Origin of the sequence: Dendronalium phyllosphericum CENA369 (assembly GCF_016056275.1) — a bacterium.
Lineage (GTDB): Bacteria > Cyanobacteriota > Cyanobacteriia > Cyanobacteriales > Nostocaceae > Dendronalium > Dendronalium phyllosphericum.
In genome coordinates this window covers 1-17,331 of record NZ_JAECZA010000294.1, presented here as the reverse complement: position 1 = coordinate 17,331, position 17,331 = coordinate 1, and the positions used below count along the sequence as shown (strand labels likewise).

Below are 17,331 nucleotides of genomic sequence, written 5' to 3'. Positions count from 1 at the left end.
TAGAGATTATTTATAAAGTAAATCTTTAGACGACAAGACGACGTAGCATAATTCTAGTCATAACAGCATATATGGCTGCTTCGCTCATTTCTGGGAGACGCTCATAATCTTTACTAAGACGATGGTACTGGTTCAACCACCCAAATGTTCTTTCTACTACCCAGCGTTTGGGGAGAACTTGAAATTCTTGCTCGGTACGCCGTATGACTTCAACGTGAGCTTGAATCATCAGCCAAACCGAAAGAGCAAATTTATCACCGTCGTAACCGGAATCAACCCACATGACTTGAACTTTTTCCAGTAATTCTGGGCGCTCCTCTAATAGTTCCATTAATGCGTAGGCAGCAAGTACTCGCTCTGGGGCATTTGCTTCACTGACAACGACTTTCAACAATAGTCCTAGACTATCAACTAGTGTCTGCCGCTTTCTTCCTTTTACCTTTTTACATCCGTCAAAACCGTACACATCCCCTTTTTTTGGTCGGTCTTAACTGACTGACTGTCTGCCGCGATCGCTGTTGGTTGTGTTGACTTACCTAATTTTGAGCGAACTTGACCCCGCAGTGTATGATTTAATTTTTCCCAAACTCCCTTGCGCTGCCATTTGCGGTAATAGTTGTATACCGTTGAACTTGGTGGGAAATCGCCTGGAAGCATATTCCATTGACATCCCGTTTTCAAATGATAATAGATAGCATTGCATATTTCACGCATATCTGTTGTACGTGGATGGCCTCCCTCTTTAGCTGGTGGAATTAAGGGAGACAGGATTTCCCACTCCATATTAGTTAAGTCTGTGGGGTAAAACTTTCGCGCCATGAGTAACTATGTAAATACACTGTCTACAAGGTATCTTATACTTGCCGTAACCTCTTTTTCCTCACTTTTAGATTTACTTTATAAATAGCCTCTTAGACTGCGATCGCAAGGCAACCATTGCATATTACAAGTACAAGATACGGGAATTGGCATTGTTCAAGAACAGATTCCCCATTTGTTTGAGCGTTTCCGACAAGCTGAAGGCTCAGAAAACCGCTCTTATGAAGGTAGTGGTCTTGGTTTAGCTTTAGTCAAAGAATTGGTAGAATTACACGGCGGTCAAGTTACCGTGGAATCAGTTTATGGTCAAGGTACTACCTTTTCCTTACGGCTTGTAACTGGAAATGCTCACTTACCCACACAACAAGTGCTAGAAACTCCTGTTGAAATGAACACAAGCCGCGCTAGTGTGGAACTGGCTGATTTAGAACTGATAGAATCAACTAGAGACAATATTGAAAATAATATAAGTAACCTATCACCTAGTTCTGAGACTCAAAACTTAGGAATTAGCCAGAAGGTGAGCCAGTCGCTTGCGGAGGTTTCCTCCGTTGTGCGAACTGGCGTGGAAGGAGATTCTTCCCCTGCAAATTCGGTGACTCAGCATTCTATTTTAGTCGTAGATGATAACGCCGATTTACGTACCTATGTATCTGATATACTCCGTCGCAACGGCTATCAAGTCCGAACAGCTCGTAACGGTCATGAAGGCTTCACAATAGCTCAAGAAATTACACCTAGCTTGATTGTCACTGACTTGATGATGCCTTTGGTGACAGGATTGGAAATGATTCGGACGATCCGAACTGAAGAGAAGTTGAAAGGCATACCAATCATTCTGCTGACAGCGAAAGTTGACGAGGAAACCCGTATCGAAAGCACGGAACATGGTGCAGATGCTTATTTAGCAAAACCGTTTAACGATCGGGAACTTCTGGCAGAAGTAAGGAATCTCTTAGCCTTGAAGGAAAATGAACGACGGGTAGTGGAGCTAAATACTTACCTCACAGAATCGGTGCTAAGGCGCTTCTTGCCAACTGTATTGGTGCAAAAAGCAGCAGCAGGAGCATTGACACTAGATTTACGACCGGAACCACGCTTAATCACAGTTTTATTTAGCGATATCGTGGGTTTTACCCAGCTAGCAAATACTTTAAGATCCCGAAGAGTGGCAGAGTTGCTGAATGAATATTTAGAAGCTATGACCACAGTTGTGTTTGATAATGGCGGGACAGTAGATAAATTTATGGGAGATGCTATTTTGGCTTTATACGGAGCGCCAGAAGAACTTACCCCAAACGAACAAGTGCGTCGCGCCGTCAACACTGCAAGAGCAATGCACCGCTCGTTAGATCGGTTAAACAAGCGTTGGCAAGACCAAGGTATATTCGATTCTAACGGACATAGTGGCGTACAGTTTCGCTGTGGTATTCACCAAGGTACAGCAGTTGTAGGTATGTTTGGTAGTGCTGAACGCGCTGACTATACAGCTATTGGCCCAAGTGTGAATATTGCTGCTAGATTGCAATCAGCTGCTGTTCCTGGAACCATCCTGGTTTCTGCTGCTGTAGCAGATTATTTGCAGGATGAAGAAATTACCAAAGGTAGTCCACTAAAACTTAAAGGAATAGATGAAACAGTTCTGACCTTTGCTGTTGCACCAGAGCTAATGGCTAATCGCTAAGATTCAAACCGATTCGTAGCGATTAGCCATTAGTAGTAAAAGCACCGAATCATATCTAGTTTCTAATTTAACGTGAGTTCGACGGTTAGAAAAAGGCAAAAAGCTTGCTATGTATAGATTTGTCAAACTGGGCACTCACAACAGCGATCGCTACGACTGATGGAGAATCGGTCAAAAAGTGACAAAAAAGGCCGAGACTAAGAATATCTAAGAAAAATGAGAGTCTCGGCTATGTCTACCATTGTATCTCGGCTGGATATCACACAAATATTTTGTGATGTAGATGACTTCTGTAAGCAGTGGGAACACTTATGGCAGCAAATACCACAGTTACCATCGACAAGAGGAGAACGTCGCAGTCAGTCGCGGATGTGCGTATCAGAAGTGATGACAATAGTTATCGCTTTTCATGGCAGCGGTTATCGCACCTTTAAGGAATTTTACACATTGCACGTACTTCCTAGTTGGTCTCGGGCCTTTCCCAATCTAGTCAGCTACAACAGATTTGTGGAATTAATGCCGTGGTGCTTAATGCTATTGTGCTGTTTTTTGCATACAAGAACAGGAGAAATTACGGGAATTAGTTTTATTGATTCAACTCCCATTAATGTGTGCCATAATTGCCGTGCCCATGCACATAAAGTATTTAAAGGATTAGTAAATTGGGGCAAAAACTCTGTCGGTTGGCACATTGGATTCAAACTTCATTTGATAATTAATGACCGGGGTGAATTGCTGGCATTTAAATTAACTCCTGCCAACGTAGATGACCGCAAGCCAGTGCCAGAGATGACTGAGGATTTGATTGGTAAACTTTTTGGTGACCGAGGATATGTTTCACAAAAATTATTTGAAGAGTTATACGAGCGAGGTTTAGAGTTAATCACAAAATCTAAAAAGAACATGAAAAATCGCTTAGTCAAATTGCTGGATAAAATTTTGTTACGCAAGCGAGCAGTTATTGAGTCGGTGAATGACTATCTCAAAAATATCTGTCAAATCGAACACTCACGGCATCGTAGCCCTTTTAACTTTTTGGTGAATTTGATGGCAGGATTGGCTGCTTATACATATTTGCCTCAAAAACCTTCTATTGACATTTACCCAAAAGAATTGCCTGCTCTACCTCCTGCCATTTTTTAGTTCATCGAACTCACGTTAATTTAATATGACAACATCGGTTGCGGACAAAACTCCAATTCCAGAGAAAGTCTGGAGGCGACACACCGATCCACCGAATTTGTGGATTGCTCTAGGTATAAGTTCAGTTGCTTTGCACTTGCTAGCTTTTTGGTTAATGCGCTCATATTTTTTTAAGTTGTGGTTTCCGCAGCAAAGCCAAGCAATTGTTCCCATTGAGGTTGTAGAGATTTCTCCTCAAGCAAAATCAAGACCAATAACAAAACCAGTTGCGCCAAAACCAGTATCCAAAACTCAAAATTTGCAAGCAACGCAATTACCTAAACAGGTAACTCCAATAAATAAATCAACGATAAAACCTGCTGTTTCTAATATTTCAGATCCAAGTACGATCGCTTTGGCAAGTCAAAAAAGAGCGATCGCTCGACAACGCCAACAGCAAGCCGAGCAACAGCGCCAACAGCAACTCGAACAACAACGCCAGCAAGCCGAGCAACAGCGCCAACAGCAAGCCGAGCAACAACGCCAACAGCAAGCCGAGCAACAGCGCCAACAGCAAGCCGAGCAACAGCGCCAGCAAGCCGAACAACAACGCCAGCAGCAAGCAGAGCAACGTCAAGAAGAACCAGTTGGAGAAAAGCTATCACCTCCGAAAACTCAGTCGCAGGGAGGATTGTTTGCGTTCTGGATTCCTGTGAGTGAAGAGGAACAGAGAGCGCAGATGCGAGAACCTTTACCTAAAGAATTGAAACTAGCCGAACACATAGGAAGTAACGAAAAAGAAGTTGCCTCAATTTACATCAATAGCAACCTCGACCTTCCCGCTGTAGAGTTTTTAGTATCTTTAATAATTGATAAAACTGGTAAATTTATGGAGGCTAAAGTTATAGATCCAGCAATACCAGCAGCAGAAAAAAGCAAATATGAGCAATTTGCTAATGATGTTTTCCAAGGTGAAAAATTTCAGCCCGCACATTACACTGATGGCACAAAACCACCACCAGATTTGAGTAATCGGTTTGTACGTCTCAAAATAGAGCGTCGCTAGCTCTGAATGGATGCTTGTATTTTAGTTTTAATTGTGTTATCTTATCATGGTTGGAAATTTGCGGGCGTAGTTTAGTGGTAAAACTATAGCCTTCCAAGCTATTAATGCGGGTTCGATTCCCGCCGCCCGCTTGAAGTATATAGCTTTTTGGGTTGCATACAGCCTTAATTGATAAAGTTTGAGCAAGAGAGGCTATTATTGGCTCTCAATTTGCTGCTTGAAAAAATTAGTATGTCAATCATCACCTCTCCTAAAGCGAATAAGGCTAATGTCTGTTCTTCTAAATATTCACTGCCTTTGCCAAGCTTAACTGCGATCGCATCTGTACTCAGGTTATACCTTTTGAAGGTATGAGCAGTCAGACCGTTCTCGGTTAGTTTGATTGACAATACATTAAATTCTGCTAATTCCATCTGTCAAGCTTGATTTAGCCACTGGCAATACATTTCATGAAATTATCAATCAAGGGCATTACTATAGCTACCTTAGCTTTATTGCTAAACTACTCAGCCACTCCAGCAATTGCATTACCTCAGCAAATCGATCGCTCCTTTATTATCGCCAAATCGCAACCGTTGACAGACACTTTAATTGTCCCTGGCGAACGAGTTGGCCCGGTGACACGTACAACCACCAAGCAAGATTTAGTCAAGCTGTTTGGTGCTTCCCGCCTTGTTGATAAAACGATTTCGGGTGCTGAAGGAATAGGAAGTTTCGCTGCTACCCAAGTAAACCTCAAGCAGGGGCGATCGCTCTTGATTGTCTGGAGCGATCGAACTCGTACCAAACCTTTAGATGTGCGTAACTTAGGTTATGCTTGGAAAACTCGTGAAGGTATTGGTATTGGTACTCCTTTAAGCGAATTACGCCGGAAATTAGGTAACTTTAAACTCTTTGGATTGGCTTGGGACTACAGCGGTACTATTTTGTTGGATAGTAGCCGATTATCGAAGTATCAAGGCAAACTCATTTTACGTGTAGATGCTGCTCCCAATGCTGCCGAGAAATATCCTAATGATTACCAAGCAGTATCAGGCGATGGTACTTTTTCCTCCAGCAATCCCCACTGGAAACCTTTGGGAGTTAGGCTTGCGGAAATAATCGTTGTGCTGAATCCAGGTGAGTCATAAGCTGCTAAACATTTTGGAAGGCTTATTTGGTAGAGAAGAAAACAGCGAGTGATGAAATAGCTGAATAACTTTGGCGATCGCACCAAAAACTCGATATGCAAAAAGAATAAAACAAGGACAAGTACAACCAAATTTTATTTAGTAAATATACAGTTATTTGCATGATGACAATTAGGAATTGACAATTGAAAAAGCAAAGAAAACAAAGATATCAAATTAATCAGTGTTAATTTATACTATTTTCAATTTGCATAGTCGTTATACTCATTTTTAGGTTCTACCTGGGAATTACGAAGTGGCTTTGCCACTTCTTTTTGTAAATAGGGTCGCATAGCAAAAAAAATAATCAAAAAACCAAAAAGCAATGTACTTTTTAAGTAGAAGGCAGAAAGCAGAAGGGTAAAGTCAGTTTATGACAAGGTTTCATAAGTTAGCATTTTACATTTAATTATGTCCATCTACTTAGTTTTGTATCTAACTTTGGTTAATCGTTAGACAGTTCATCTCGCCATTTTTCGCGCTTTTCCTTCTTTTCTGCATCTGGCGATCGCGCAAATTTCCAAGTCTTCCACATCAATGGCTTCTGTTTTTCAAGGTGATTAATAAACTGCATTATCGAGATATCTGCCTTGATTGGAGTTTTTAAATCAAACTGAATTGTTTGAAAAATCTTAATATCAGCCTTAATAAAGTCTTTACCCACAATTTTAGTCAGCCACAGTAGAACTCTATTGTGTAGCCAACCAAAAAATCCTTTACGTTTCCTAATTATCGCAACAGTTTGAGCCTCTGTTTTTCCTCCTTCTAGAAGACGCATAGCGAACATTACGTGAATATAAAGAGAATCAAAATTAAGTGTAACTATGCCAATACTGCCATACCAGTAGCAAATATTGTAAGTGATAGGATTTTTGTAGAAGGGACGAATAAGTTTAATCAAAAAAGAATCTTTACCACTGTATGTAATGTTGCGGAAGATAATAGCATTCTGATTCAGTTCCTCTTTTTCAAAGGTAATTTCTGATAAGAGTTGGTGAACTGTATTAAAATGTTGAGCATCTATAGCATTAATCCCCACTACATTAGGATGGCAATTCATTACTAGGCGGGGGCCAAAGATAACATCACAATCCTTATGTTCTAATTCTGGAATAAATGGTAAAGGTTGTTGTGGATATTCTCCAGTCCAAACCCAAATCATCCCGTACTTTTCAGCAGTAGGCCAAGTTTTTAATTTTATAGGAAGTGGTTCATCTAAACATGGAATATCAACACAAATTCCTTGAGTATCAAACTTCCAGTGGTGGAATAAACAGCGTAGTTCATTACCATCAACTTGTCCTTCAGCAAGGTGAGCGCCCATGTGAGGACAATAGGCATCAACAGTTACAACTTTTCTATCTTTACCACGATAAATCGCTAGTTCTCTACCTAAAATATTTACAGGTTTTACTTCACCTATACTTAAGTTTCGAGAGGGTATTACCCAATACCACCCTTCAATAAAACGCTCTGAGTTATTAAAGTTTTTAGGTTTATGCGTTGAGTTGGCAAACTGCGAATTAACATTCATTTTTATGATTTCACTTAAAGTGAAGCGGCTGATTTAGAATTAGCATGGAAATATAGTAAAAGCAGTTAATTTTAGTACTGTGGTAGATAGTTATATAATTTTTAAATGGATTTAATAAAATTACCGTGTGAATCAATACTGAAAAAATATTTATTAGTTTTTCATTCCAAAATAAGTTTCATGAATTGCTTTATATAAATATAAAAAATTGCTAATCTCTATGATGAGTTAGCAATTTATAAAATATGTAATAATAGTTACAATAGTTGGTAAGTTTGCCGTGTTAAGTCAAGATAAAAAGCTGTTTTTAATTGGTCAAGTAACAGATTTAAGCGGAATCCCTATCAGGACAATTCGCTATTATGAAAGTTTAGGTTTACTCCAGTCATCAGGACGCACAGAGGGAGGCTTTCGACAGTTTTCATCTGAGGTACTGACTCGGTTATCTTTCATTAAAAGGGCGCAACAGCTTGGTCTGAGTCTGGAAGAAATTAGAGAAATTCTTAAAGTCTATGACAAAGGGCAACCTCCTTGCGGTGACATCAAAGAAAAGTTAGAAGAAAAGCTGCTGGAAATCGATCGCAAAATTAATCAACTGTTAACTTTACGGTCTGAAATCGAGGAATTACTATTAGGCTGGAAAAACATAGGTAACAAGCAAGAAGATACAATTTGCCCAATTATTCAAAAAAAAGGCAAAGTGTCAGCTAAAAGAACTTAAGGATCGATTTATAGCACAAGGTAGCAGGCAAACTTTTACCGAAAGCGCAAAAGGGGAAGAAGTTTTGCTTTTGCCCAAAGCGGAACTTTTCCGTTTCATTCTTGGACTTCCACTACACCTCGAAACATATTCATACCGCAAGTAAATTGGTATTCTCCTGGTTGTAAGGGTGTAAATTCAACAGAAGTAACACGATTGAGAGCCAAGTCAGAAGCAATTTGAAAGTCAGGTAGCAAAACTTTTTCTAAACAATTGTTGGGATCGCGACGCAAAAAATTTAACCGCACAGGTTGACCAGCCTTAACAACGACACGAGCAGGTTGATAACCACTGTCTACGGTGATGGTCAATTCTTGAATACCTTCATGTGCTTGCGATTTACTCAAGAGAAACCACCATAACTCTAATCCAATTAGTCCTAAACCTGCGATCGCAACCCCAACTTTCAACGCTAGAGGTTGTTCAATACGACGAAATTCGCTAGTTTGTGCTGATGAGGAAGCTGGCATTTCTGCTAATGCTGTACCTGATACAGTTCCTAGAAGCAGTCCGAAAGCGGCCAGACTTCCCAAAAATGTTTTTTTGCCGAACATTTGCTCAAATCCTCTGCAATTATGAGGTAGCTTTTGGTTGAAAGTTACGCAATCTCAGGGCATTAGTCACAACAGAGACAGAAGATAAAGCCATCGCTGCTCCGGCAATAATTGGATTGAGTAACCAACCAAAAATCGGAAAAAGAATGCCAGCAGCAATAGGAATGCCTATGACGTTGTAAATAAAGGCAAAAAAGAGATTTTGCTGGATATTGCGGATGGTAGCGCGACTGAGTTGAATCGCTGTGACAATTCCTTGCAAGTCTCCAGAAACGAGGGTAATATCGCTAGCAGCGATCGCCACATCTGTTCCTGTACCAATGGCGATTCCCACATCTGCCTGTGCCAGCGCTGGGGCATCATTAATACCATCACCGACCATTGCTACAATTGAGTGCTGAGTGCTGAGTGCTGAGTGCTGAGTTTTGAGTGCTGAGTTTTGAGTGCTGAGTTCTGAGTAAGGTGTTCTCCTCTGCTCCTCTGCCCCTCTGCCCCTCTGCAAGGATTGGATAATTGCCGCTTTTCGATCTGGACGTACTTCGGGAAAAACTCGCTGGATACCAACTTGTTTGGCGATCGCTTCGGCAGTTTGGCGATTATCTCCAGTTAGCATTACTACTTCTAAACCTAACTTTTGTAATGCATTGACTGCTGCTGCTGATGAGGGTTTGAGGGCATCTGCAATACCCATTACTCCTTGTATTTCTTTATCTACAGCAATTAAGATGACCGTTTTTCCAGCCGCTTCCCAAGTATCTTTATACTGCTGGAGTGAGTCGGTGTTGATTCCCAATTCTGCCATCCAACGTTGTGTGCCGATTTGTACGAGGCGGTCTGAAACAAGGGCTTGAACGCCACTACCGACAACTGCTGTAAAGTTCTTAGCCTCTGTTAAACTTACCTCTTGGGATTGGGCATATTTCACAACTGCTTCTGCTAAGGGATGTTCGGAATTTCTTTCTACGGTTGCAGCCAGTTGTAAAAGCTTGAGTTCGTTGCGATGGGCAGTGCCATTAACGGTTACAAAGTCTGTTACAGTAGGTTTGCCTTGAGTGAGAGTGCCTGTTTTATCTAGCACTATTGTCTGGATTTTGTGTGCTTGTTCTAAACTTTGAGCGCCTTTAATCAAGATGCCATGTTCTGCACCTTTGCCAGTACCTACCATCACAGAAGTAGGCGTAGCTAAACCCAAAGCACAGGGACAGGCGATAATTAATACACCCACTGTTGTAATTAGTGCCAGGGTCAGATTACCCATGAAGTTAAACCAAATCACAAAAGTGGCGATCGCAACGGCAATCACAGCTGGCACAAACCATCCCGTTACTCGATCTGCCAACCGCTGAATTGGTGCTTTAGAACCTTGTGCTTGTTGTACTAATTTAACAATTTGAGACAGAAACGTATCTTTCCCGACTCGTGTGACCCGAAACTTCAACGCACCCGTACCGTTAATCGTTGCTCCTATAACTTCGTCCCCTGATTGCTTGTGAATTGGTAAACTTTCACCAGTCACCATTGCTTCATCTACCGTAGAAGTACCTTCAATGACTTCCCCATCTACAGGAATCTTTTCTCCAGGACGTACTAAAATCACATCATTGACTTTAACTTCAGCGATGGGAATATCAACTTCTACACCATTGCGGATGACTCTAGCATCTTTGGCTTGTAACCCAATAAGTTTACGGATAGCTTCAGAAGTTTGTCCCCTAGCACGATTTTCAAATAATCGCCCCAGCAAAATTAAAGTAATTACAGTTGCAGCAACTTCATAATACACATGAGGAATCAAGCCCTGAGCAACAAAAAATTCTGGGAAGATAGTGACAGTTAAAGAATATAAATATGCTGCACCCGTACCCAAGGCAATTAACGTATCCATAGTTGCTGTACGGCGTTTTAGGGCTTTCCAGCCATTGCGGTAAAAAGACCCACCACACCAGAATTGAACTGGTGTTGTTAGTAGTAACTGCACCCAGGGATTATGCAGAAAACCTGGAATCAGAGGTAAATTTAACCCAGTCATCATAGGCAAAGAACCTAGCAACAAGATAATGCTGATGACCCCTCCTACCACTACCTTAAGAGTAAGTTCGCGTTGTTCTGCTAGCCGATTTGCTTTTTCAAGATCATCTTCTCCAGAAAGCATTTCTTCTTGGAGTAACGAAGATGAATATCCCGCAGCATCAATAGCAGCCTGAATTTTCTCTAAATTCGTTCGCCGTTGGTCATAATTGATTGTGGTCTGCTCTGCTCCAAAGTTAACATTGCAGTCAATTACTCCTGAAACCGAGCGAATGGCTTGCTCAACGTTGTTAGCACAGGAGGCGCAACTCATGCCTCTAAGTTTGAGTGTAAGAGTTTCCATGCTAGGAATTGGGGATTAGGGATTGGGGATTGGGTACTGAGGATTAGGTATTAGAGAGTGGGAAAAGGAGAAAGGTTAAAGGGAAAGGGGGATAAAACTTTGTTTGATTACTTTTCCCCTTCCTCTTTACCCTTTTCCCAGCCCCTAGTCACCAATCCCCAGTTCCCTTTTTTAAGCAGCTGGATAGCCAGCAGCCGCTAATGCATTTTTAATTGCTGCTTCTGAAGCTTGAGTGTCTACATTGACAAGCTTGGTTGTGGGGTCTGCCTGAACATCTGCACTGGCATCAACTGTCTTCACTGCATTGGTAATATTGTTTGCACATGCAGAACATACCATGTTGGGAACTGTGAGTTGAAGTGTCATAGATTTACGGTTTTGAATGAAAAACTGATCGAGACTAAATCTGCTGAAATTTAGCAATTGGCGACTTAATAATAGCTGCCGCTAAGTTGCAAATCTGTGGGTGGTTAGCATTATTGGGCAACTATCCTTTTTTCCCCACTTGGCACAGCGAAGCTTATCCCGTTAAAAGTCAGCAATTAGAGTTTTATGTCTACTAATTCCTGGCTGGAAGTCACCTTAGTTTTATCCTAAACTCTCCAGCCAACTAGAGAGTCTAGAGATTTTTACAAGTCTTAAGCTTTATTTAAACTTTGCCTATAATCCTCAGGCAAACTGCACAACACAGTAGAAATATGCAGAGAATTTTAAGTTGGTGAAGTACACAACCTCAATGTCAAAACCAAGCATAAAGCCTTTTTTACTTACTTTTGACTTATCCTGTAAGACTTGTCATTGTATGAAAGCGTGTGCTATGAAGGCTATATAACTATATTTATCAAAATTAACTGTCGTTATCCTCACAAATCTGGGACAACGACCTCAAAAGTCACACAAGACGCGGCTGCTGAACCCATGTCTTCCTAATCTCTTCAAAACAAAGAGTCTTTTTTAAGACTCCTACGGAGTTTTCATGCAGCCAAAAAATCTTCAACGTCTCTTGCGTGCTTTAGCGCGTCAGGGTCTAGATGTGACTTACAGCAATTGTACTTATTCTGTTCGTTTAGTTAATTCTGTTGATGCCCCAATCGCAGAAGTCCTATTGCCAGAAGGCTTTCCTGTGGAAGCCAAGGCATTGAAGCAGTTAGCAAATCTGGCAAACGTTCGTCACCCAGTAGGTGGATGCGTCTGCCGTGCCTGTGCCACGCCTGATTTTCACCCTGGTGATGCTGGTATTGCCATTGGTTCAGTTGTAGAAACTGAAGGTCAAGTTATTCCTGCGGCTGTCGGTTCTGACATCAATTGTGGGATGCGCCTACACGTTGCCGATTTAACAATCGATGAATTCCTCGAAAAACGCGACTCTTTTGTAGAACGGATGAAGGGGGATTATTTCTTTGGTACGCGTGATGTAACTATGACTGCTCGTACAATGCGAGCTTTGTTTCAGTACGGAGTTCCTGATTGGATAGATGCCATGTTGGATAAGCCTACAGGCAGTGTAGTCAAGTCCGATTTAGAGCAACTTGCCCAAGAGAGCGAACGCATCTTCTTAGGTGGTTCAATGGATGGTGACTGGAAACTTGCACCAGCTGAATTGATTCCTGATGATGGACTGGTGCGCGATGGCGGACTGGGAACCATCGGTTCTGGCAATCATTTTGTAGAAGTGCAGCGAGTTGATAAAGTTGAAAATCGCGCCTTAGCCTATGCTTGGGGAGTGCGCGAGGGACAGCTAGCTTTCATGATTCATTCAGGTTCTCGCAACGTGGGTAAGTATATTGGCGGAATGTGGCGAGATAAAGCCAAGGTAACTTGGCCAAAAAATCTCAAGTACCCAGAATCTCAGATTTTTCCCCTTTCCGTTCATTCCCACCCCGAACTAGTGGCCAGTTACCTCCAAGCTGAGGCTACAGCTGCTAACTATGGCTTTGTCAACCGCCTTTTATTAGCGGAACTGCTACGTCTGCGTTTGCGGGAAGTATACGGTGATATCGAAGCACCTCTAGTTTACGACTTGCCGCACAACATCACCTTACCAGAAGGTCAAGGATGGGTAACGCGCAAAGGTGCTTGTCCTGCCCATATAGATCAACCTGTAATTATTCCTGGTTCAATGGGCGCTAATTCTTACCTAATGGTAGGGAAAGGCAATCCAGAGTTTTGTAATTCTGCCTCACATGGCGCGGGAAGAGTGCGATCGCGTTTTGACCTCAGCCGCAGAGGTGCATCTCAAAGTGAGGCAGAACTTGGATTAACAGGAGTAGACTGCATAACCTTGCGTGAAGAACGCAGAATTGAAGAAGCACCAGCAGCTTATAAGCCAATTCAGTCTGTAATTGATGTGCAAGTAGAAGCACAAATGGTTGATGTTGTAGCGCGATTGAGTCCCATTTTGACGTTTAAGGCGTGAGAATAGAGACGCGTCATAGCGCGTCTCTTAAATTACGAATTACCAATTGGTATTAGAAAGTTAATTCCATAAGTTGTGCTTGTAGCTAGATGTCATGTTATTCGCGCTTTCGCTACAACCGAAATAGAAAGACTTTCAAGATGGTGCTTAACAATGACAAATGAACCCAAACAAGAAATAGAGATCGAGCAGTCTAATAATACAGAAAATTCAGAAATAGAAATTAAGGTTCAACCTGTAACAGAGCAGCCATCGGTATTTGAGTTTTTTGCTGAAACTGTTGCTCACGCTGGTAAAGCAGTTGTAGATACAGCTTTTGAAGTGGGAACGGCAGCGACGAAGCAAACGCATCAATTAATCGAACAAACAACACAAACCACCGGTAATATAGTCAATGGTCTTAGCCAAAATTGGCTGATCCGAAAACTATCTGGGGTATTAAATCTGAATTGGCTAATTAGTGCTAATGATGTTGTCGATTTAGAAAAAGCACAAGCTGCGGTAAATAAACTTAAGCAACAGTATCCCTATGAAACGCCTAGTGAGATTGCCCACCGCATCATGGTGGAAAAAGCAACGAAAGCAGGTGGAATTGGATTAGCAACTAGTATTTTGCCAGGAATAGCGGTGGCTTTGTTAGCAATTGATCTAGCAGCGACGACGGAATTGCAATCAGAAATGCTTTATCAGATTGCTGCTGTCTATGGACTAGATTTAAAAGACCCCGCGCGTAAGGGTGAAGTTTTAGCAATTTTTGGTCTGGCGTTGGGTGGCGGTCGTCTTTTGAAAACTGCGGGATTAGGTTTGCTGCGAAATGTGCCTTTTGCTGGTGCTGCGATCGCAGCTAGCTCAAATGCGACAATGATCTATTCGTTGGGGTATGCTGCTTGTCGATTTTATGAAGCCAAGCTGGATGAATCAGTATCGCTAACATCGCCAGAGACAATAGCAACTTTACAACAACAAAGCGAAAACTATCTGGAAACTGCGATCGCTCAACAAGCAGTGATGGATCAAATTTTAGTTCACGCGATCTTGGCTAGTCATCCAGATAAAACTTGGGAAGAAATTTTACCAGAGTTGCAAGCTGCGAACCTCAGTTCCGAGTCATTAGTAACCATAGCCAAAAACATTAAATCACCCCAACCTTTAGATACACTGCTAAATCAGTTAAACCGTGATTTTGCCATACCTTTGTTAGCACAGTGTGAGAAAATTGCCCAGCTTGATAGTCAAACTACACCAGAAAAGCAAAAAATTGTAGAAGCGATCGCTAGCAAATTTGACATTGACTTGAATGCAATTAAATCTACAGTCGATAGTCATCAGGCATAGGGCTTGCGGTATTGATAAAGTAAAAAATTCAGTGTGTTACTCAAGCGAATTATCATTTCGATCTAAGTCAACACCGAGCGATGTCTGACGACAAGCTGCTTCGCATCTACGCAAACGCTGCTTTAACTGCTCTACTTGTTGCTCTGCTTGCTGGCGGGCTTGGGCTTCTGCATCTGCGAGTTGTTGTTCTTCACGCAATGCTTGTGCTAGTTCTGCTGGCATCAATAGCTTTTCCCCTGTATCTTCCCGATAAAAACCAATTTGTTCCCCTTCTACTTGCAACCGCAATTTTAGAGGTTCGCTGCGATTATCTGTAATTAATTCATACACATCTTGCCGCAATCGATAGCCCCGCAACTGTTCCTTTATCCATTCTTCTTTGGGGTCAAATAACCAGTATTCTTTGACACCAAGCTGCTCGTACAATGTCTTCTTAAATTCTTGGTCGTGATTTTTCGTTCCTGGCGAAGTCATCTCAAAAATGACAGATGGAACTTGCTCTTCCTCCCACACTTTATAGTTATCTCGACCACCAGGCGCAACGTTGAAAATTACCATTACATCTGGGGCTACTCGCAATTTTGGAAACCCTTGAGCGTAGTAGAGAAATTGATTTGCCAGTACAGTTGCTTGTTGTCCTTCTAAATACTGGCGCAGGACTTCTAGTGTCACCAACAAAACATACAGATGTACATAGCTTTCTGCTATCGGTTCACCATCAGAACTGGGATAGAATACTTCTGCTTGTTGGTCTGGGGATAGTCTTGAGATCGTGGTTACACCATGCAGAAGGTTTGAGGATATTTCAATTATCTGGCAATTACTGAGAACTGTGCAAAGCTAATTAAGCCACTGGCACAGCCATACCCCTCAGCCTGAAACCAGAATTTTAAGCAATACTGGTACAGGAAGGAATATTTACACAAAATCCAAAAATGGCAATTCAACTAAGTGATAAGCCTTTGTTAGAGTGGGCGGGCGATACTTTGGCAATTGGATTATTTGAAGATGCAGTAGAGTTAACTGGCGAACTAGCAACTTTAAATGAAAAGTTAGCTGGAGTTTTAAAAGAACTGATTGCTGAAGAAGAATTTACAGCCAAAGCCAACAGCACCATCTTTACCCGTGTGGCTGCTGGGAACCTAATTCGGAAAGTAATTTTGGTAGGTTTGGGCAAACCAGAAGCGCTCAAGCTCGACTCGGTGCGACGCGCTGCTGCTGCTGCTGCGAGGGTAGCCAAAAAGCAGAAAAGCAAAACTTTGGGCTTTAGTTTTCCATTATGGAACAACGATCCAGGGGCAACCGCCCAAGCGATCGCTGAAGGAACTCAATTAGCGCTTTATCAAGATATTCGCTTTAAGTCCGAGCCAGAAGATAAAGGGCCACAACTCGAAACCGTAGATTTACTAGGATTTGCCGGACAAGAAGCAGCCATTAACCGCGCTAATAAAATCGTTTCAGGGGTTATATTGGCACGGCAGTTAGTAGCAGCGCCAGCCAATGCGGTAACACCAATTACTTTGGCAGAAACCGCTCAAGCGATCGCTACCGACCACGGTTTACAAGTAGAAATTCTCGAACGAGAAGAGTGTGAAAAGTTAGGTATGGGGGCTTTTTTGGGAGTTGCCCAAGCTTCTGACTTGCCACCAAAATTCATTCATCTAACTTATAAACCAGAAGGTACGCCCAAAAAGAAACTAGCAATTATCGGTAAGGGTCTCACCTTCGACTCTGGCGGACTCAATATTAAAGGTGCTGGTAGCGGCATCGAAACGATGAAAATTGATATGGGTGGGGCAGCAGCTACTTTAGGTGCAGCCAAAGCAATTGGCCAGCTCAAGCCAGATGTTGAAGTTCACTTTATCTCAGCGGCAACCGAAAACATGATTAGCGGTCACGCCATGCGCCCAGGTGACATCCTCAAAGCATCTAACGGCAAAACAATTGAAGTCAACAATACTGATGCTGAAGGACGTTTAACCTTGGCAGATGCCTTAGTGTTTGCCGACAAATTGGGATTAGATGCGATCGTGGATTTAGCTACCCTAACTGGTGCTAACGTCATTGCCTTGGGTGAAGATATTGCTGGTTTGTACACTCCTGATGATACTGTAGCTTCTCAGCTAGAAAAAGCTGCCGAAACTTCAGGGGAGAAGATTTGGCGGATGCCAATGGAAGAAAAATATTTTGAAGGCTTGAAATCTGGGATTGCGGACATGAAAAACACCGGGCCGCGTCCAGGTGGTTCCATTACTGCTGCCCTTTTCCTCAAGCAATTCGTTAAAGATACCCCTTGGGCGCACTTAGACATTGCTGGCCCAGTCTGGACAGACAAAGAAAATGGCTATAACAGTTCCGGAGCAACTGGCTACGGCGTTCGGACATTAGTTAGCTGGGTACTGGGGACTGGGGACTAAGGACTGGGGACTGGGAACTAGGGACTAGGGACTGGGAACTAGGGACTAGGGACTAGGGACTGGGGACTGGGGACTGGGGACTGG

General features: G+C 42.3%; 14 protein-coding genes, 1 tRNA gene and 1 pseudogene. 9 read left to right on the top strand and 7 right to left on the bottom strand.

What is annotated here, in order from left to right; genetic code table 11:
* Positions 1 to 25: 25 nt before the first annotated feature.
* A protein-coding gene (locus I8752_RS33635; protein WP_214432920.1) for an IS5 family transposase occupies positions 26 to 819 on the bottom strand; the annotation gives its coding sequence in 2 pieces (ribosomal slippage) (positions 26 to 468 and positions 468 to 819; 795 coding nt in all).
* 115 nt (positions 820 to 934) lie between these two features.
* Between I8752_RS33635 and I8752_RS33630 the strand changes: the two are divergent.
* The 4 genes and pseudogenes from I8752_RS33630 to I8752_RS33615 all read left to right on the top strand — a co-directional run.
* A pseudogene (locus tag I8752_RS33630) lies at positions 935 to 2,503 on the top strand (response regulator); the annotation flags it as partial.
* Between the two features lie 252 nt (positions 2,504 to 2,755).
* Positions 2,756 to 3,646, top strand: coding sequence for an IS982 family transposase (locus I8752_RS33625; protein WP_214436507.1), 891 nt, complete (start codon positions 2,756 to 2,758; stop codon positions 3,644 to 3,646).
* A 25-nt stretch (positions 3,647 to 3,671) separates the two neighbouring features.
* Positions 3,672 to 4,691 carry a hypothetical protein gene (locus I8752_RS33620; RefSeq protein ID WP_214436505.1) on the top strand — a complete coding sequence of 340 codons (1,020 nt, stop codon included), beginning with the start codon at positions 3,672 to 3,674 and terminating at the stop codon, positions 4,689 to 4,691.
* Between the two features lie 60 nt (positions 4,692 to 4,751).
* A tRNA-Gly gene (locus I8752_RS33615) sits at positions 4,752 to 4,822 on the top strand.
* Between the two features lie 33 nt (positions 4,823 to 4,855).
* Here the strand turns inward: I8752_RS33615 and I8752_RS33610 are convergent.
* Positions 4,856 to 5,104 (bottom strand): hypothetical protein, encoded by a 249-nt coding sequence (locus I8752_RS33610; protein WP_214436504.1) that lies wholly within the window; start codon positions 5,102 to 5,104, stop codon positions 4,856 to 4,858.
* A gap of 36 nt (positions 5,105 to 5,140) precedes the next feature.
* Between I8752_RS33610 and I8752_RS33605 the strand changes: the two genes are divergently transcribed.
* Positions 5,141 to 5,821 carry a hypothetical protein gene (locus tag I8752_RS33605; RefSeq protein WP_214436503.1) on the top strand — a complete coding sequence of 227 codons (681 nt, stop codon included), beginning with the start codon at positions 5,141 to 5,143 and terminating at the stop codon, positions 5,819 to 5,821.
* A 484-nt stretch (positions 5,822 to 6,305) separates the two neighbouring features.
* Here the strand turns inward: I8752_RS33605 and I8752_RS33600 are convergent, their stop codons facing one another.
* The gene (locus tag I8752_RS33600) at positions 6,306 to 7,394 is read right to left on the bottom strand and encodes an aromatic ring-hydroxylating dioxygenase subunit alpha (RefSeq protein WP_214436502.1); all 1,089 of its coding nucleotides are present in this window, start codon (positions 7,392 to 7,394) and stop codon (positions 6,306 to 6,308) included.
* A gap of 280 nt (positions 7,395 to 7,674) precedes the next feature.
* On the opposite strand from I8752_RS33600, the gene I8752_RS33595 reads away from it, so the two are divergent.
* Positions 7,675 to 8,115: a heavy metal-responsive transcriptional regulator gene (locus I8752_RS33595; protein ID WP_214436501.1), complete on the top strand. Its 441-nt coding sequence runs from the start codon at positions 7,675 to 7,677 to the stop codon at positions 8,113 to 8,115.
* A 95-nt stretch (positions 8,116 to 8,210) separates the two neighbouring features.
* Here I8752_RS33595 and I8752_RS33590 read toward each other — a convergent pair whose 3' ends face one another.
* From I8752_RS33590 to I8752_RS33580, 3 genes are all read right to left on the bottom strand, one after another.
* Positions 8,211 to 8,708, bottom strand: a complete 498-nt coding sequence (locus tag I8752_RS33590; RefSeq protein WP_214436500.1) for a cupredoxin domain-containing protein — start codon at positions 8,706 to 8,708, stop codon at positions 8,211 to 8,213.
* Between the two features lie 19 nt (positions 8,709 to 8,727).
* A complete protein-coding gene (locus tag I8752_RS33585) occupies positions 8,728 to 11,079 on the bottom strand; it encodes a heavy metal translocating P-type ATPase (protein WP_214436499.1) in 2,352 nt (783 codons plus the stop codon).
* 171 nt (positions 11,080 to 11,250) lie between these two features.
* Positions 11,251 to 11,445 carry a heavy-metal-associated domain-containing protein gene (locus I8752_RS33580; RefSeq protein WP_214436498.1) on the bottom strand — a complete coding sequence of 65 codons (195 nt, stop codon included), beginning with the start codon at positions 11,443 to 11,445 and terminating at the stop codon, positions 11,251 to 11,253.
* A 610-nt stretch (positions 11,446 to 12,055) separates the two neighbouring features.
* Between I8752_RS33580 and I8752_RS33575 the strand changes: the two genes are divergently transcribed.
* Positions 12,056 to 13,495, top strand: coding sequence for an RtcB family protein (locus I8752_RS33575; RefSeq protein ID WP_214436497.1), 1,440 nt, complete (start codon positions 12,056 to 12,058; stop codon positions 13,493 to 13,495).
* Between the two features lie 153 nt (positions 13,496 to 13,648).
* Positions 13,649 to 14,830 carry an EcsC family protein gene (locus I8752_RS33570; protein WP_214436496.1) on the top strand — a complete coding sequence of 394 codons (1,182 nt, stop codon included), beginning with the start codon at positions 13,649 to 13,651 and terminating at the stop codon, positions 14,828 to 14,830.
* Between the two features lie 36 nt (positions 14,831 to 14,866).
* Here I8752_RS33570 and I8752_RS33565 read toward each other — a convergent pair whose 3' ends face one another.
* Positions 14,867 to 15,601, bottom strand: coding sequence for a Uma2 family endonuclease (locus tag I8752_RS33565; protein WP_214436506.1), 735 nt, complete (start codon positions 15,599 to 15,601; stop codon positions 14,867 to 14,869).
* A 164-nt stretch (positions 15,602 to 15,765) separates the two neighbouring features.
* Here I8752_RS33565 and I8752_RS33560 point away from each other — a divergent pair, with 164 nt between their 5' ends.
* Positions 15,766 to 17,247: a leucyl aminopeptidase gene (locus I8752_RS33560; protein WP_214436495.1), complete on the top strand. Its 1,482-nt coding sequence runs from the start codon at positions 15,766 to 15,768 to the stop codon at positions 17,245 to 17,247.
* Positions 17,248 to 17,331 lie beyond the last annotated feature (84 nt).

What these genes read in the sequence shown, in the direction of transcription:
- I8752_RS33580 (WP_214436498.1), bottom strand. Translation starts at nt 11,445, where the DNA reads ATGACACTTCAACTCACAGTTCCCAACATGGTATGTTCTGCATGTGCA.
- I8752_RS33605 (WP_214436503.1), top strand. Translation starts at nt 5,141, where the DNA reads ATGAAATTATCAATCAAGGGCATTACTATAGCTACCTTAGCTTTATTG.
- I8752_RS33570 (WP_214436496.1), top strand. Translation starts at nt 13,649, where the DNA reads ATGACAAATGAACCCAAACAAGAAATAGAGATCGAGCAGTCTAATAAT.
- I8752_RS33610 (WP_214436504.1), bottom strand. Translation starts at nt 5,104, where the DNA reads ATGGAATTAGCAGAATTTAATGTATTGTCAATCAAACTAACCGAGAAC.
- I8752_RS33600 (WP_214436502.1), bottom strand. Translation starts at nt 7,394, where the DNA reads ATGAATGTTAATTCGCAGTTTGCCAACTCAACGCATAAACCTAAAAAC.
- I8752_RS33560 (WP_214436495.1), top strand. Translation starts at nt 15,766, where the DNA reads ATGGCAATTCAACTAAGTGATAAGCCTTTGTTAGAGTGGGCGGGCGAT.
- I8752_RS33575 (WP_214436497.1), top strand. Translation starts at nt 12,056, where the DNA reads ATGCAGCCAAAAAATCTTCAACGTCTCTTGCGTGCTTTAGCGCGTCAG.
- I8752_RS33590 (WP_214436500.1), bottom strand. Translation starts at nt 8,708, where the DNA reads ATGTTCGGCAAAAAAACATTTTTGGGAAGTCTGGCCGCTTTCGGACTG.
- I8752_RS33585 (WP_214436499.1), bottom strand. Translation starts at nt 11,079, where the DNA reads ATGGAAACTCTTACACTCAAACTTAGAGGCATGAGTTGCGCCTCCTGT.
- I8752_RS33620 (WP_214436505.1), top strand. Translation starts at nt 3,672, where the DNA reads ATGACAACATCGGTTGCGGACAAAACTCCAATTCCAGAGAAAGTCTGG.